At 71.2% G+C, this 14,978-nt stretch carries 14 protein-coding genes and 1 pseudogene; 9 read left to right on the forward strand and 6 right to left on the reverse strand.

The window, feature by feature from the left end; genetic code table 11:
* Positions 1 to 4: 4 nt before the first annotated feature.
* Genes ATC03_RS07605 through ATC03_RS07615 form a run of 3 tightly spaced genes read left to right on the forward strand, consistent with a single transcriptional unit; the run spans position 5 to position 2,253 of the window.
* Positions 5 to 862 (forward strand): LLM class F420-dependent oxidoreductase, encoded by an 858-nt coding sequence (locus ATC03_RS07605; protein WP_067875142.1) that lies wholly within the window; start codon positions 5 to 7, stop codon positions 860 to 862.
* Between the two features lie 9 nt (positions 863 to 871).
* A complete protein-coding gene (locus ATC03_RS07610; protein WP_067875144.1) occupies positions 872 to 1,369 on the forward strand; it encodes a ClbS/DfsB family four-helix bundle protein in 498 nt (165 codons plus the stop codon).
* Between the two features lie 29 nt (positions 1,370 to 1,398).
* Positions 1,399 to 2,253 carry a carbon-nitrogen hydrolase family protein gene (locus tag ATC03_RS07615; protein ID WP_084003374.1) on the forward strand — a complete coding sequence of 285 codons (855 nt, stop codon included), beginning with the start codon at positions 1,399 to 1,401 and terminating at the stop codon, positions 2,251 to 2,253.
* A gap of 243 nt (positions 2,254 to 2,496) precedes the next feature.
* Here ATC03_RS07615 and ATC03_RS19960 read toward each other — a convergent pair.
* A pseudogene (locus ATC03_RS19960) lies at positions 2,497 to 2,868 on the reverse strand (GNAT family N-acetyltransferase); the annotation flags it as partial.
* Positions 2,865 to 4,103 (reverse strand): aminotransferase class I/II-fold pyridoxal phosphate-dependent enzyme, encoded by a 1,239-nt coding sequence (locus ATC03_RS07620; RefSeq protein WP_067875148.1) that lies wholly within the window; start codon positions 4,101 to 4,103, stop codon positions 2,865 to 2,867. The pseudogene ATC03_RS19960 and the gene ATC03_RS07620, both read right to left, overlap by 4 nt.
* A 195-nt stretch (positions 4,104 to 4,298) precedes the next feature.
* Here ATC03_RS07620 and ATC03_RS07625 point away from each other — a divergent pair, with 195 nt between their 5' ends.
* From ATC03_RS07625 to ATC03_RS07645, 5 genes are all read left to right on the forward strand, one after another.
* Positions 4,299 to 6,212, forward strand: a complete 1,914-nt coding sequence (locus tag ATC03_RS07625) for a S1C family serine protease (RefSeq protein WP_084003375.1) — start codon at positions 4,299 to 4,301, stop codon at positions 6,210 to 6,212.
* 148 nt (positions 6,213 to 6,360) lie between these two features.
* A complete protein-coding gene (locus tag ATC03_RS07630; protein WP_067875153.1) occupies positions 6,361 to 7,416 on the forward strand; it encodes a glycosyltransferase family 2 protein in 1,056 nt (351 codons plus the stop codon).
* 5 nt (positions 7,417 to 7,421) lie between these two features.
* Entirely contained in the window at positions 7,422 to 8,231 is an 810-nt protein-coding gene (locus ATC03_RS07635) for a CDP-alcohol phosphatidyltransferase family protein (protein ID WP_067875155.1), read from the forward strand.
* A gap of 82 nt (positions 8,232 to 8,313) precedes the next feature.
* Entirely contained in the window at positions 8,314 to 9,159 is an 846-nt protein-coding gene (locus ATC03_RS07640; protein ID WP_067881713.1) for a glycosyltransferase family 2 protein, read from the forward strand.
* Positions 9,160 to 9,281: 122 nt separating this feature from the next.
* Positions 9,282 to 10,577, forward strand: coding sequence for a CDP-glycerol glycerophosphotransferase family protein (locus ATC03_RS07645; protein WP_067875158.1), 1,296 nt, complete (start codon positions 9,282 to 9,284; stop codon positions 10,575 to 10,577).
* Between the two features lie 27 nt (positions 10,578 to 10,604).
* Here ATC03_RS07645 and ATC03_RS20960 read toward each other — a convergent pair whose 3' ends face one another.
* The 3 genes from ATC03_RS20960 to ATC03_RS07660 form a co-directional block, all read right to left on the reverse strand.
* Positions 10,605 to 11,681, reverse strand: coding sequence for a hypothetical protein (locus tag ATC03_RS20960; protein ID WP_227820256.1), 1,077 nt, complete (start codon positions 11,679 to 11,681; stop codon positions 10,605 to 10,607).
* 76 nt (positions 11,682 to 11,757) lie between these two features.
* Complete coding sequence (locus tag ATC03_RS07655) at positions 11,758 to 12,531, reverse strand: ABC transporter ATP-binding protein (RefSeq protein ID WP_067875163.1); 774 nt, start codon at positions 12,529 to 12,531, stop codon at positions 11,758 to 11,760.
* Positions 12,531 to 13,343 (reverse strand): ABC transporter permease, encoded by an 813-nt coding sequence (locus ATC03_RS07660; RefSeq protein ID WP_067875164.1) that lies wholly within the window; start codon positions 13,341 to 13,343, stop codon positions 12,531 to 12,533. Before ATC03_RS07660 ends, ATC03_RS07655 begins: the two co-directional genes overlap by 1 nt.
* Before the next feature lie 76 nt (positions 13,344 to 13,419).
* Between ATC03_RS07660 and ATC03_RS07665 the strand changes: the two genes are divergently transcribed.
* The gene (locus tag ATC03_RS07665) at positions 13,420 to 13,968 is read left to right on the forward strand and encodes an ECF transporter S component (RefSeq protein ID WP_161490327.1); all 549 of its coding nucleotides are present in this window, start codon (positions 13,420 to 13,422) and stop codon (positions 13,966 to 13,968) included.
* Positions 13,969 to 14,095: 127 nt separating this feature from the next.
* Here ATC03_RS07665 and ATC03_RS07670 read toward each other — a convergent pair whose 3' ends face one another.
* Positions 14,096 to 14,788, reverse strand: a complete 693-nt coding sequence (locus ATC03_RS07670; protein ID WP_067875171.1) for a phosphocholine cytidylyltransferase family protein — start codon at positions 14,786 to 14,788, stop codon at positions 14,096 to 14,098.
* Between the last annotated feature and the right edge of the window lie 190 nt (positions 14,789 to 14,978).

Consider the following 14,978-nt stretch of genomic DNA (forward strand, 5'->3'; position numbering starts at 1 on the left):
CGGCATGGAATTCGGACTGCACATCGCGGACTACACCTGGACCACCGGCGCACGAGACCTCGGGCCGGCGCTCGCGCGACACGTGCGCAACGCCGAGGCGTCGGGCATCGAGCGCATCACGGTCATGGACCACTTCTGGCAGCTCCCGGGCATCGGGCCGGTCGAGCACGAGATGCTCGAGGCCTACGCGACCCTGGGCTTCATCGTGGCCAACACCGAGAAGGCGCTGCTGCACACGCTCGTCACGGGCGTGATCTACCGCGAGCCCGCGCTGCTCGTGAAGCAGGTGACCACCCTCGACGTGCTCTCGGGCGGCCGCGTCGGACTCGGCGTCGGCGCCGCCTGGAACGAGCAGGAATCCGACGGGCTCGGCTTCGAGTTCCCGCCGGTCGCCGAGCGGTTCCGTCGACTCGAGGAGACGCTGCAGATCGCGCTCGCGATGTGGTCGGACTCCGACGACCCGTTCGTGGGCGGGGTCTACCGGCTCGGCCGCACGCTGAACTCGCCGCAGTCGATCACCCGCCCGCATCCGTACCTCATGATCGGCGGCAGCGGCGAGCGCAAGACGCTGAAGCTCGTCGCGCAGTACGCCGACGCGTGCAACATCGGCTTCACACCCGAGTCGGGCCGCAAGCTCGACGTGCTGCGGGCGCATTGCGACGCGGTCGGGCGCGACTACGACGACATCGAGAAGACCGCGATGATCCGCGTGCACCCCGAATCGACCGTCGACGGCGTCGCCGGCACCGTGCGCGAGCTCGCCGACCTCGGGTTCACGGCGACGTACGTCTACTCGACGGGCATCGACGAGCCCGAGCGCGTCGTCGACCTCATCTCCGCCGCGCGCGGCGCGACCGCCTAGCATTGGGCCATGTCGGTACCGACGAACCGAGTCCAACTCGAGGCCGCCGCCGTGCGCGGGTTCCATCGCTTCGACGAGGCCATCGAGCGCATCCCGAAGGCCGAGCGCGAGGCGCCCTTCCCGCGTGAGGGGCGCGACCGCGACATCCGGGACCTCATCGACCACCTCACCGCCTGGCATGCGCTGCTGCTCGGCTGGCTCGACGCCGAGCGGGCGGGGGAGCCGATCGCCTACCCGGCCGAGGGGTACACGTGGGCGCAGCTCGACGAGCTCAACCTGGCGCTCCGCGACCGCTACCGCGACGGCGGCACGCTGGCGACCGCGCGCGAACGGCTGCGAGAGAGCCACGTCACGGTGCTCGCGCGCGTCGAGTCGCTGAGCGATGACGACCTCTTCGACCCGACCGGGCACGAGTGGCTCGGCGGTCCGCTCGCCGAGCCCGTGCACGAGTGCCTCGGCGGGCACTACGCGTGGGCGCTCGAGGCGCTCGACGCCGCACGTGCGTAGCATCGCAGCATGAGCACGGTGATCGCAGCATGAGCACGGAGACGGATGCCGCCGGCACGCCGGCAGGGTCTGCGCCCGGCACGGGCGGGTTCGGCATCGCCATCGCCCAGTTCGCGCCCGGCGCCGACGCGGCGGCGAACCTCGCCGAGATCACGCGGCTCGCCGAGCTCGCGGTGGCCCGCGGGGCGGGGCTCGTCGTGTTCCCCGAGTACTCCAGCTACTTCACGCCCCAGCCGGATGCCTCGTGGTACCAGCGCTCCGAACACGTCGACGGGGTGTTCACGGCTGCGCTCGCCGCACTCGTCGATCGGCTCGACGTGCACGTCGTCGCGGGCATGATCGAGCGCGTCGAGGGCGGGGAGCGCGTCGCGAACACGGTCGTCGCGCTCGCGCCCGGGGCCGGGGTCGTCGCGACGTACCGCAAGCTGCACCTCTACGACGCGTTCGGGCAGCGCGAGTCCGACTGGGTCGTGCCGGGCGTCATCGAGGAGCCCGAGCTGTTCGAGGCCGGCGGCCTGCGCTTCGGCCTGCAGACCTGCTACGACGCGCGCTTCCCCGAGGTCACGCGTCGCATCGTCGACGCCGGCGCGGAGGTGGTCTGCATGCCCGCCGAGTGGGTGCGCGGCCCGCTGAAGGAGGCGCACTGGCGCGTGCTCACCACGGCGCGCGCGCTCGAGAACACGGTCTACGTCGCCGCCGCCGACCACGCGCCGCCGGTCGGGGCGGGCAACAGCATGATCGTCGACCCGATGGGCGTCGAGCTCGCGACCGTCGGCGAGACGATCGACGTCGCGGTCGCGTGGGTCTCGGCCGAGCGCATCGCCGCGGTGCGCCGCGTCAATCCCGCGCTCGCGCTGCGCCGGTTCGGCATCGTCCCGCGCTGAGATCGCTGAGGCGAGCCGGCGCGGCTCCGCCATCGCGTCATCGTGCCGCTGCGTCGGCGGGTCGCCCGCGCCGCCGGTCCTGCCGTCCGTCTCGCCGAGCCGCCTCGTCATCTGGATGCGGCGACCGAGGTCCGCGTGGCCGTGCTCGCGCTCGACCTCCAGCAGGCCTCGATGGAAGTCGGTGCCGGGCTCGCTCTCGACGAACCCGCAGGTGGCGTAGAACGGGGCGTTCCACGGCACCTCCGCGAACGTGCGGAGGGTGATCTCGTCGTACCCGCGGCTCGTCGCCTCGGCGACGGCCGCCTCGACCAGTCGGCGTCCGAGTCCGCGCCTGGTCGCATCGGGCAGCACCGAGAGCTGCTCGAGGTGCGCGAGGTCGCCGACCTCGAGCACCTGCACGAATCCGATGCGTCGATCGGTGGCGGTCTCGACGGCGATCAGCGTGTATCCGCGCTGGGCGCCGCGTTCGCGTCCGGTCGGCGCCGGGCGCCAGCTCTCGGGCTGCAGCAGCGAGATCAGCAGCTCGTCGGCCTCGTTCTCGATCGCCTCGGTGAGGTCCAGGTCCCGGCGCGAGGCGTGTCGGATGTCGATGGCGGGCGTCTCGGGCCCGGTCATCGTGCACCGAGCGACGCGAGCCGGGCCGAGGCCTCATGCAGCACCTCGAGGCGCTTGCAGAACGCGAACCGCACGAGGCTCCGGGTGTCGGCGCGGCGCTCGGGGTGCACGAACGCCGAGATCGGCACGCCGACGACCCCGGCGAGCTCGGGCAGCCGCCGGCAGAACTCGGCGCCATCGTCGAACCCGAGGGGCGCGGCATCCGCCACGATGAAGTACCCGGCGGCGGGCAGCGACATGTCGAACCCGGCGGCGACGAGCCCGGTCGCGAGCACGTCGCGCTTGGCCGCGAGGGCCGCCGCGGCATCCGTGAACATCTGATCGGGCAGGTCGAGACCCGTGGCGATCGCGGGCTGGAACGGCGCGCCGTTGACGTAGGTCAGGTACTGCTTGACCGCGAGGATCGCCGTCACGAGGTGCGCGGGGGCGACGAGCCAGCCGACCTTCCACCCGGTGGTGCTGAACGTCTTGCCGCCCGACGAGATCGTCACGGTGCGCTCGCGGGCGCCGGGCAGCGTGGCGATCGGCACGTGCGCTCCGCCGAACGGTCCGTCGAACACGAGGTGCTCGTAGACCTCGTCGGTGACGATGACGGCGTCGTGGCGCTCGGCGAGTGCGACGATCTCGGCGAGCACCTCGCGGTCGAACACCGCGCCGGTGGGGTTGTGCGGCGTGTTCACGATGATGAGCCGGGTGCGCGGGCCCACGATCGACGCGAGCTCGTCGAGGTCGGGTCGCCAGTCGGGGAACCGCAGCGGCACCGTGCGGTGCACGCCGCCCGCCCTGGCGATGAGCGCCGCGTACGCGTCGTAGTACGGCTCGAACGTGACGACCTCGTCGCCCTCGTCGACCAGGGCGAGGATCGTCGCGGCCAGCGCCTCGGTCGCGCCGGCGGTCACGAGCACCTCGGATGCCGCGTCGACCGTCAAGCCGTACCAGTGCTGCTGGTGGCGGGCGATCGCCTCGCGCAGCACGGGCATCCCGGTGCCGGGCGGGTACTGGTTGACGCCGTCGGCGATCGCCTGGCGTGCGGCCTCGAGCACGACCGCCGGGCCGTCCTCGTCGGGGAAGCCCTGCCCGAGGTTGATCGCACCCGTGCGCATCGCGAGCGCGCTCATCTCGGCGAAGATCGTCGCGGCGATGCCGCCGTCGGGCGCGAGGAGGCCGGCGCCGGCGGCCGTGCGCTGCCAGGGCCGTAGCCCGGCTCCGGTGCGCGCGGAGGCCGGAGGAGTCACCCGTGAATTCGGAGGGAAGTCGCTCACGCTCTCACCGTACGTCAGGGTGCCCCGGGTACGCTGACCCACGGCGTTCCCGCCGCGGCATCCGGCACTCGGGGCCTTCACCGCCGGGGGATAGCAGGATCATAGACTTCGCCGATCTGCTGCACAGGTTGCGGCGAGAAGCTGGCTTCGCTTTGGAAGGAGCACACCATGACCGACAGCACCGACGGACGCAACACGCACGATGACGAGCAGGTCGACGCGACCGCCGCCGAGCAGTCCGTGACGTCCGAAGTCCCCGCACAGCACACTGAGGCGGCGGCCGCCGAGGCTGCAGCGCCCACCGAAGCGCCCGCCGAGGCCGCAGCGCCCGCCGAGGCTCCCGTGCACACCGATGCCATCGCCGAGGTCGCATCCACGACGGATGCCGCGCCCGCCGCCGAGGCCCCCGTCCCCGTCGTTCCGGCCGTTGCCGCGACGCCGGTTGCCGCCACGACCGCGCCCGTGGAGCCCGCGGCCCCGGTCGCCCCCGCAGCGCCGGCCCCCGTGCAGGCCACGGGCACCGTCTACACGCCGGGCCAGGCCCCGCAGCCCTATGCCGCGCCCGTCGCAGCTCCCGCTCGCGCCGCGATCCCGGCCGCGTCGCCCGCGCCCGCCGTCGAGTCGACCCCGACCGCGCCGCAGGCCGCGCCGGCCGCAGCAGCCCAGACCGGCGAGACGCAGCCGCTGGCTCCCGCCGGCCAGGTGCCGCCGGCCGGTCACGTGCCGCCCGCCTTCGGCGGACCGCGCCCGGGCGAGCAGCCGACCCAGCCGTACGCGGGCGTTCCGCCGTACCAGCCCGGCGGCCCCGGCACGCCGACCTCCGACGGCCAGCCCAAGAAGCGCGCGGGCTTCGGCCTCATCGCGGCGGTCGCCGTCGCGGCCGCGCTCATCGGCGGGGCCTCGGGCGCCGGCATCACCGCGCTCGTGAGCTCGAACGACCAGAGCACGACCTCGAGCGACGCCGCGAGCACGCAGAACATCGTCGTGAACGACACCGACTCGGTCAACCAGATCACGGCCGTCGCGGCCAAGGCGAGCCCCAGCGTCGTCACGATCTCGGTCTCGGGCAGCAGTGCCGGGGGCACCGGGTCCGGCATCATCCTCTCCGACGACGGCTACGTGCTCACGAACACCCACGTGGTCACGCTCGACGGCGAGATCGCCGACCCGACCATCCAGGTGAAGACGAGCGACGGGCACCTCTACGCCGCGACCGTCGTCGGCACCGACCCGCTGTCCGACCTCGCGGTCATCAAGCTGACGGATGCCTCGGGCCTCACGCCGCTCGAGTTCGCCGACTCCGACAAGCTCAACGTCGGTGACACGGCGATCGCGATCGGTGCGCCGCTCGGCCTGTCCGGCACCGTCACCAACGGCATCGTGAGCGCGCTGAACCGCTCGATCGACGTGGCCTCCTCGGCCGCACCGTCGACGCCTGACGACTCGACGCAAGGCGACAGCGGCGACGGCGGCGACGGCGGCCAGGGAGGCTCCGACAGCCCGTTCGACTTCTTCTTCGACCTGCCCGACGGCGGCAACGGTTCGGACGGTCAGCAGCAGCAGGGCGCCGCGACCAGCCAGGTCTCGCTGCCCGTGATCCAGACGGATGCCGCGATCAACCCGGGCAACTCGGGTGGCGCGCTCCTCGACTCCGACGGCAAGCTCATCGGCGTCAACGTCGCGATCCTCTCGACGGGTTCGTCGTCCGAGTCCGGCAACATCGGCGTCGGGTTCGCGGTGCCCGCGAACCTGGCCGCGCGCGTCGCGCAGGAGATCATCGACACCGGATCGGCCACCCACGGCCTGCTCGGCGCGGTCGTCACCTCCGCCGAGAGCGACGGCACGAGCAACACCGTCGGTGCGCTCATCGCCGAGGACCCGGCTTCGGGCGGCGCGGCCGCGAACGCGGGCCTCAAGGCCGGCGATGTCGTCACCGAGTTCAACGGGGTGCCGATCACCGACCAGACCGACCTGACCGCTCAGGTGCGCGCACTGCCCGGCGGTGCGAAGACCACCATCACCTTCACGCGCGGCGGCGAGTCGAAGACCGCTGACGTCACCCTCGGCACCTTCGAGGGCTGAGCGCCGTCGCAGCCGGCGAATCGAGGCGGGGTCGGGCCGAAAGGTCCGGCCCCGCCTCGCCGCGTCAGCGGCGCCACCCTGCCCGCGCACCGCGGGTTCGCAGCATCTCGGCTGCTAGGCTCGATCGACCCGATCACGAGTGAGGAACATGCCCGAGCAGCACCACGAGGCGACCCCGTCGCCGCTCGTCGGCGTCTCCTACGTCATGCCCGTGCTCAACGACGCCTCGCACGTCAGGCAGGCCGTCGAATCGATCCTCGCGCAGGACTACGAGGGCCCCGTCGAGGTGCTCATCGCGCTCGGTCCGTCGATCGACGGCACGTCCGAGCTCGTCGCCGATCTCGCCGAGCGCGACCCCAGGGTGCGCGTGCTCGACAACGAGGTGGGGTCGACGCCCGCGGGCCTGAACCTCGGCATCCGCGCGGCCGTGCACCCCGTCGTCGTGCGCGTCGACTCGCACTCGATGCTGCCGACCGACTACACGCGCATCGCGGTCGACGTGCTCGAACGCACGGGCGCCGACAACGTCGGCGGCATCATGGACGCGCAGGGCGAGACGCCCTTCCAGCAGGCCGTCGCCCTCGCCTACACGACCAAGGTCGGGCTCGGCGGCTCGTCGTTCCACGTCGGCGGTCAGGCCGGCCCGGTCGACACCGTCTACCTCGGGGTCTTCCGCCGCGAGGCACTGCTGCGCGTCGGGCTCTTCGACGAGCGCATCAAGCGCGGCCAGGACTGGGAGCTCAACCGGCGACTCCGAGCCGACGGCGGCGTCGTCTGGTTCACGCCCGAGCTCGCGGTGACGTACCGTCCGCGCGCCACGCTCGAGCGCCTCGCCCGGCAGATGTTCTCGACGGGCCTCTGGCGCGGCGAACTCGCGCGCAGCTTCCCGGGTACGAGCGGCATCCGCTACTTCGTCCCGCCGGTCATGGTCGTGGGCGTGCTCGTCGGGTTCGTGCTCGGCCTCATCGGTCTCGTGCAGGTCGCCATCGGTGCGACGCCATGGCTGCTGCTGGGCTTCATCGTGCCCGTCGTCTACCTGCTGTTCGTGATCCTCGCGACCCTCGTCTACGCCAGGGGCCACGGGCTGCGCACCGCGCTGTGGTTCCTCGTAGTCTTGCCATGCATCCACGTCTCGTGGGGGGCCGGGTTCGTTCCGGGCTACCTCGCGTTGACGAGCAACATCGCACAGCACACGGGAAGGTGACACGGATGTCGCAGGCCGACCCCTACGCGAGACCCTCGAGCATCGCCGAGCTCCGCGCCGTGACGCAGCCGCCGGAGGTGCGCGGCCGTCGCAACGCCGAGCACTGGACGGCGTCGCTCTACCTGCGCAACCTCTCGCCGTACCTCACGTGGTGGCTGCTGAAGACCCGGATCTCGGCGAACGGCGTGACCGGGCTCATGATCCTCGTCGGCTGGTCGACCGCGGCCGCACTGCTCATCCCGGGCATCTGGGGCGCGCTGCTGGCCGTCGTCCTCGGCCAACTGCAGATGCTCGTCGACTGCTGCGACGGCGAGGTCGCCAGGTGGCGGCGCACGTCGTCGCCCGCCGGCGTGTTCCTCGACAAGGTCGGCCATTACTCGACCGAGGCGTTGATCCCGCTCGCCCTCGGCATCCGCGCGGCCGCGTACCCGCTCGAGTTCCCGGCGGACTTCCTGTTCACGACGCTTGGCGCGCTGCTGGCGCTCGTGATCGTGCTGAACAAGGCGCTCAACGACATGGTGCACGTGGCCAGGGCCAACGCCGGACTCACGAAGCTCGCCGACACGCACGGCGAGACGGCACCCCGCGGCGGGCTCGTCGCGAAGCTCCGCAAGGCCGCGAAGTTCCTGCCGTTCCACCGGCTCTACCACTCGGTCGAGCTGACGCTCATCGTCTTCGCGGCCGCGCTCGTGGGGCTCGTCTTCGGTCAGCCGTTCATCGACCGCGTGGTGCTCATCGCACTGGTGCCGCTCGCGATCCTCGCCGTCATCGGCCACTTCGTCGCCATCATGGCGTCCAATCGTGTCCGGTCCTGAGTCCGGTTCGGCTGCGGCTCCGCTCAGCGGCGGTTCCGACGCCGGGCCGACGCTCCCACGCGTCGGCGTGGTCGTGCTCACGATGGGCAAGCGACCCGATGACCTCGCCCGCGGCATCCGAAGCGTGCTCGACCAGCGCCAGGTCGAGGTCGACGTGGTGTGCGTGGGCAACGGATGGGATCCGGCCACGGCCGAGCCGCCGCTCCCGGCCGGCGTCAAGACCCGGCACCTGCCCGAGAACCTCGGCATTCCCGCGGGGCGCAACGCGGGCGTGCCCGAGGTCGAGGGCGAGACGCTGTTCTTCCTCGACGACGACGCGTTCCTGCCGAGCGAGACCTTCCTGCACGACGGATGCCGCATGCTGGCCGATCGGCCCGAGCTCGGCCTCATCCAGCCCAGGGTCGTCGATCCCACCGGGCTGACGTCGCCGCGTCGCTGGATCCCGCGCATCCGCAAGGGCGACCCCGCCCACTCGTCAGCCGTGTTCTCGTGCTGGGAGGGCGCCGTGCTCATGCCCCGTCGCGTGTTCGACGAGGCCGGCGGCTGGGCCGACCCGTTCTTCTACGCGCACGAGGGCATCGAGCTCGCCTGGCGCGTCTGGGACACGGGGCGCGTCGCCTGGTACGCGGGCGACCTCGAGGCCGCCCACCCGGTGATCGACCCAGCCCGGCACTCGTACTACTACCGCCTGAACGCGCGCAACCGCGTGTGGCTCGCTCGACGCAACCTGCCGGTGGTGCTCGTGCCGCTCTACGTCGGATCGTGGACCGCCATCCAGGTGCTGCGCTGGTTCCGACAGCCGGCCGCGCTGAAGGCATGGTTCGGCGGGTGGCGCGCCGGCTGGCGCGAGCACCCGGGCGAGCGCCGCCCGATGTCGTGGCGCACCGTCTGGCGCATGACCAGAGCAGGGCGTCCGCCCGTCGTCTGATCGCGGGTCCACGCCCCGCGGCGATCGACCGGCGGGTAACGATCGGCTCTCGATCGACGGTGCGCGGCGCCTGTGCGCCCGTCTCCGGCATCCGCTCAGGGCGGCATCGCTACCCTTGGTGAGTGGCATTGAGAAGAGACGCGGGTCGCGCCGTCAAGCTGGCCAAGGAGATCTGGCGGTCGCGGCGCGCCCAGCGTGCGCTCGGCGAGAAGCTGAGCGACCAGGCGCCGTTCGAACCCCATCGCTTCCGCGTCGGCGTGTACTTCGCCGACGGCAAGGTCAACCTGTACCAGTTGCGGCAGTGGTACGCGCCGCTCGCCGAGCTCGCGAAGCGGCATCCGGTGCTGCTCCTCAGCCGTGCCTCGGGCGCCGCGCTGGCGCTGCTCGACGAGTCGCCGCTGCCCGTCGCCTACGTGCGTCGGGTCGCCGACCTCGAGCGCGTCGTGCACGAGCAGGACCTGCACGTGATCTTCTACGTCAACCAGAACGCCAAGAACTTCCAGATGATGCGCTACGGCCGCCGCTGGCACGTGTTCATCAACCACGGCGAGTCCGACAAGATGTACATGACCACGAACCAGTTCAAGGCCTACGACTACGCCTTCATCGCGGGCGATGCCGCACGTGCGCGGCTCGACAAGGTGCTCTGGGACTACGACTTCGACAAGCGAGCCATCCCCATCGGGCGTCCGCAGGCCGACCACTACCTCGACGACACCGACCTGCCGTACACGCCCGACGAGCGCGAGGTCGTGCTCTACGCGCCCACCTGGGAGGGCGACCGCGGCGCCGCGGCCTACGGCTCGATCGCGACCCACGGCGTCGACCTCGTGAAGGGCCTGCTCGCCACCGGCCGGCACCGCGTCATCTACCGCCCACACCCGCGCTCCGGCGTCGTCGACCGCGCGTACGGGGCCGCGAACCAGCAGATCATCCAGGCGCTCGCGGCGGCGAACGCGGCCGATCCCACGGCGCAGCACGTCTACGACCACGGCCCGAATCTCGGGTGGCAGCTCGCGGCGGCCGACGTGGCGGTCGTCGACATCTCGGCCATGGTCTACGACCGTCTCGCGGCCGGCAAGCCGCTGCTCATCACGCGCCCGACGAATCCCGAGGCGCAGATCGACACGAGCGGCTACCTGCAGGCCTGCGAGTGGCTCGACGCGACGGATGCCGCGGCCCTCGTCGCCCGCGTCGACGAGGTCTCTCATGACGAGGCTGCACTCGAACGGCTCGGATTCTGGGTCGAGCGCTACTTCGGCGACACGACGCCGGGCGTCACCACCGAGCGGTTCCATGCCGCCGTCGACCACCTCATGGCCGAGTGGGAGCGGTTCGCCGCGATCCATGCCGCCGACGGCGAGGTCGACGAGCACGACGAGACCGAAGACGACGACGAGGTCGACCCGCTCACCTGAGCCGGCTGCGGTCCGCGCCGAGCGCCGTCACCCGAGGGCGGGACCTGCGCCGTGGTCGTCCGCGCTGGTGGCGGTGTCGGTGCCGCGGTCGACGCCGTGACCTTCGTCGACGGATGCCGCGGCATCCGTCACCGCATCCTGCTTCGCATCGCGGCGGGAGAGGCGCGAGGCGACCGTGCGGATGCCGCGGCTCGTCGCCGTGGCCGCGATGCCGACCGGGTTGGCGACTCGAGCGAACCGGGAGGCCGTCGCCTGCAGCATGGAGGTCGACTCCGTGGGCTCGAGCGCGGACGGCAGCGAGGCGGGCGCCTGGCCGAACGCGAGCCGCGACTGCTGGAGCACCTTGCGCCCGAGCAGATGGTTGCCGGTGCCGCCGATCGCGGCGCCGATGCCGAACGGGAGCGCCTTGCCGATGATGCCGGCGCCGCCCTTGACCGCGAACTGCCTGATGAACGTCGCGCGCAGGCGGTCGGCGACGGGGCCCATGAGCGCGCGGGGGAGTCCGTTGGTGATGAGTTCGCCCCAGTAGACGTCTCGGGCGATGCCCTTGCCGCCGGCCTGGCCGGCGAACTGGCGCACGAGGTCGACGCCCTCGCGCCCGAGCATGAGGGTCATCACGAGCGCACGGGCGCGATCGGGGTTGTCGACCGGGATACCGTGCACCTCGGCGACGGACTGCGCGAACAGGGCGGTCGCCTCGAGGAAGCCCGCCGTCTCGAGGCCCGAGAGCGCGAGCGTGACGCCAGTGCCGATGCCCGGGATCACGGCGGTCGCGCCCACGGCGGCACCGCCGGTCGTCACCGCCGCGAGGTAGCGCCGTTCGAGGATGCGCACGAGCTGCTCGGGGCTCGCCTGCGGCGCCCGGCGACGGATGCTGCGGATGTGCGCCACGACCACGGGCCGATGGATCGAGAGCACGAGGTCGATGCCGCGGTCCATGCCGGAGCCGGGAGCGGCCGAGTTCTGTGCGCCGGTGCTCGGGCCGCCCGAGCCGGGTGCGCCCGCCGAGCCCGCCGTGCCGGTCGGCCCGCCGTCGTGCCCGGCGTTCGGTTCGGACGGCGTGGCGCCGCCCATCGAGGTGATGTCGTACACGCGTTCGGGCATGCGGCGATGATACGTGAGCGCGCTGGTCGGGCGCCGGGGGTTGCGCTGGATGCCGAGCCTCGGCATGACCGAACGGTCAGGTGGTGCCGTGCTCCGCGTTGTAGCGGTCGAGCACGTCGCCGATGGGGCCGTCGAGCTGCAGCGCGCCGCCGTCGAGGTAGAGCCCGCGCGTGCAGAAGCGTCGGAGGTCGCGCTCGTTGTGCGACACGAAGAACATCGTGCGACCGCCGGCGAGCAGTTCCTCGATGCGCGCATAGCACTTCTCGCGGAAGGCCTTGTCGCCGACCGCGAGCACCTCGTCGACGAGGAGGATCGGCTCCTCGAGCTGCGAGATGACGGCGAAGGCGATGCGCACCTTCATGCCGCTCGAGAGGTGCTTGTACGGCGTGTCGAGAAAGTCGCCGACGCCCGAGAAGTCGACCACGTCGTCGAACTTCGCATCGATCTGCTGCCGGGTCATGCCGTGCAGCCCGGCGGTCAGGTAGACGTTGTCGCGCACCGTGAGGTCGTCGACGAAGCCGCCCGTGATCTCGATGAGCGGCGCGACGCCGCCCGTGACCTCGACCGTGCCCTCATCGGCGATCATGACGCCGGCGACGAGCTTCAGGAGCGTCGACTTGCCCTGGCCGTTGCGGCCGACGACGCCGATGGCCTCGCCGGGGCGCACGGTGATCGACACGTCGCGGAGCGCCCAGAACTCGTCGGGTCGGGTGCGGCGTCGCCGACCGGAGAGCAGGTCCTTGAACGAGCGACGCCCGCGGCGATTGCGGCGGAACCGCACGCCGAGGCCCTCGGCCTTGATCGCGTACACGTCGTCGGTCGATGGCAGGGTCGCCGTGGCATCCGTCATCAGATCTCCTTCAGCACCTGGCGAACGCTGCCCCGGAACACGAGCAGGCCGACGGCGAGCAGTGCGCCGGACATGAGGGCCGCGATGGCGACGTCGAACCAGTCGAGCTCCTGCGCGAAGAACGCCGAGCGGTACAGGCCGAAGATGCCGGAGAGCGGATTGAACGCGGCCCACACGTGCAGCTGGCCCGGCAGGTCGGCGACGCCGTAGATGATCGGCGACGCGTAGAAGAGGAACCGCAGGGCGAGCTTGACCGCGCGCTCCAGGTCGCGGAAGAACACCACCAGCGGGGCGACGATGAGGCAGACGCCGGCCGTGAGCACGGCCTGCAGGGCGATGGCGAGCGGGAACAGCGCGAGGTTCCAGTTCACGGGTGCCTGGAAGACGATGGCGAACAGCGCGAGCACCGGCAGCGCGAGCAGGAACTCGATGCCCTTCGAGAGCACGATGCGGTTCACCCAGATCGTGCGGGGGATCATCGTGGAGCGCACGAGCTTCGCGTCCTTGAGGAACGCCCGCGTCGAATCCGAGACCGCGCCGTTGAACCACATCCACGGCAGGAGCGCCGAGAGCAGGAACACGATGTACGGCTGCTGCCCGACGGACCGGTCGAACACCTGCGTGAACACGAACCAGTAGATGCCGGCCATGACGAGCGGGTCGAGCACCGACCAGATGTAGCCGAGCGCCGACGTCGAGTAGCGCACCTTCAGGTCGCGCGTGGTGAGCAGCCACAGCGAATGCCGATAGCGGGACCACCGGGTGCGCTGCAGCGGGTGGGCGTCGCCGTAGGCGACCGAGGTGGTGCTCATCACGATCTCATCGTAGATGCCCGACGGCGGTAGATTTGGTGCGGCGCCGTCTGCGGCGTCGTCTGAGAGGAGCGTCGTGCGGCGTACAACCACCCGGGTCCTGCTGAGCTGTGCAGCGATCGGCGTCGGCGGCGGGCTCGTCGCCGGGGCGTCCGGCTACCTCGCCGCGGCGTTCGCGGCCTTCGGCCCGCTGTTCTACGGCATCACCGTCGGCGCGCACTTCCTGCCGAGCATCGTCGCGCTCGCCCTGCTCAAGCGCCCGGGCACCGCGGTGCTCGCGGGCGTCATCGCCGGTCTCGTCGGCGCGGTGTTCGCCCCGTGGTGGATCGGCCGGTTCGTCGGAACGGGGCTGCTCGTGGGCGCGCTCATCGAGTTGCCCTTCCTCGTGACGCGGTACCGGCGCTGGAGCCCGTGGATGTTCTACGTCTCGGCGGTGTTCTCCGGCATCGTGCTCGCGATCGGCGTGTTCATCGGGCTCGGCGCCGAGCACTACACGGTCTGGGCGTGGGCGATCGCGCTGCCGCTCTGGGTGCTGAGCCCCGTCGCGTTCACCTGGATCGGTCGGCTCATCGCGGCGCGACTCGCGCGGGCCGGCGTCGCGCAGTCCGTCGGCGAGACGCCCTGACCTCCGGGTCGTGGCGCCCGAGGCGGCGCCCTGGCCCGGTCTCCTGACATGCGAAGAGCGGATGCCGTGTGGCATCCGCTCTTCTCAGCTGTGGTTCTGGGTGGCCGACCTGACGGTCGACCGGTGATCACACGAAGTGGTTGGCCCGCTCGAGGTCCTCGGCGAAGTCGATCTCGACCGCGTACAGGTCGGTGATGTCCATGGGCTCGATGAGCAGGCCGTCCTTCTCGATGGCGAGCTCGAGGCCGCGCTCGAAGTAGTCCTGGTCGCCGACGCGGCGCAGGTGCGCGAGGAACGTCGCCTTGTCGCGGCTCGAGATGTAGTTGATGCCGACCGCCTCGCCGAGACCGCCCTTGACGGTCTTCGAGAGCTCCTTGACGTAGCCCTCGGCGCTGATCGTGTACTTCACCTCTTCGTCGGAGACCTTGGCGTGGTTCACCGTGACGAACGACTGGTCGCGCGCGATGTACGGCAGCGCGCGGTCGAGGATGCTCGGGTCGAAGACGACGTCGCCGTTCATCCAGAGCACGCCGCCGGCCTGCGACGCCGCGAGGGCGCGCATGAGCGACTTCGAGGTGTTCGTCTGGTCGTACTCCTCGTTGTAGACGAAGGACGCCTGCGGGAACGCCTCGATGATGTGCTCGAGCTTGTAGCCGACGACGATGGTCACGTCGGTACCCGCGCCGAACGCGTGCTCGATGTTGTCGAACTGCTGGCGCATGATGGTGCGGCCGTCGCTGAGTTCGGTCAACGGCTTGGGGAGGGAGCGCCCGAGGCGGCTCCCCATGCCGGCCGCGAGAATCACGATCTGGGTGGTCATGCTGTTCTCCTTCGAGGTTCGGATGCCGCGGCCTCGAGTTCGAGAGTTCACACGCAGTTCATCCGCAAGATCTGTTGAAGACACACCTTTATGCCGTGATCAGCGTAGCGGGCGCTGGTAACGGATCCCTGAATGTTCTCACGGTTCGTAGCGCGATCGTGATACGTCACTCAGGAGATGCTCAGCGTCC

It is taken from the genome of Agromyces aureus (assembly GCF_001660485.1).
Lineage (GTDB): Bacteria > Actinomycetota > Actinomycetes > Actinomycetales > Microbacteriaceae > Agromyces > Agromyces aureus.

Bases quoted from the DNA above. Each gene is read 5' to 3' on its own strand.
- ATC03_RS07605 (WP_067875142.1), top strand. From the start codon at position 5: ATGGAATTCGGACTGCACATCGCGGACTACACCTGGACCACCGGCGCA.
- ATC03_RS07610 (WP_067875144.1), top strand. From the start codon at position 872: ATGTCGGTACCGACGAACCGAGTCCAACTCGAGGCCGCCGCCGTGCGC.
- ATC03_RS07615 (WP_084003374.1), top strand. From the start codon at position 1,399: ATGAGCACGGAGACGGATGCCGCCGGCACGCCGGCAGGGTCTGCGCCC.
- ATC03_RS07625 (WP_084003375.1), top strand. From the start codon at position 4,299: ATGACCGACAGCACCGACGGACGCAACACGCACGATGACGAGCAGGTC.
- ATC03_RS07630 (WP_067875153.1), top strand. From the start codon at position 6,361: ATGCCCGAGCAGCACCACGAGGCGACCCCGTCGCCGCTCGTCGGCGTC.
- ATC03_RS07635 (WP_067875155.1), top strand. From the start codon at position 7,422: ATGTCGCAGGCCGACCCCTACGCGAGACCCTCGAGCATCGCCGAGCTC.
- ATC03_RS07640 (WP_067881713.1), top strand. From the start codon at position 8,314: ATGGGCAAGCGACCCGATGACCTCGCCCGCGGCATCCGAAGCGTGCTC.
- ATC03_RS20960 (WP_227820256.1), bottom strand. From the start codon at position 11,681: ATGCCCGAACGCGTGTACGACATCACCTCGATGGGCGGCGCCACGCCG.
- ATC03_RS07655 (WP_067875163.1), bottom strand. From the start codon at position 12,531: ATGACGGATGCCACGGCGACCCTGCCATCGACCGACGACGTGTACGCG.
- ATC03_RS07660 (WP_067875164.1), bottom strand. From the start codon at position 13,343: ATGAGCACCACCTCGGTCGCCTACGGCGACGCCCACCCGCTGCAGCGC.
- ATC03_RS07670 (WP_067875171.1), bottom strand. From the start codon at position 14,788: ATGACCACCCAGATCGTGATTCTCGCGGCCGGCATGGGGAGCCGCCTC.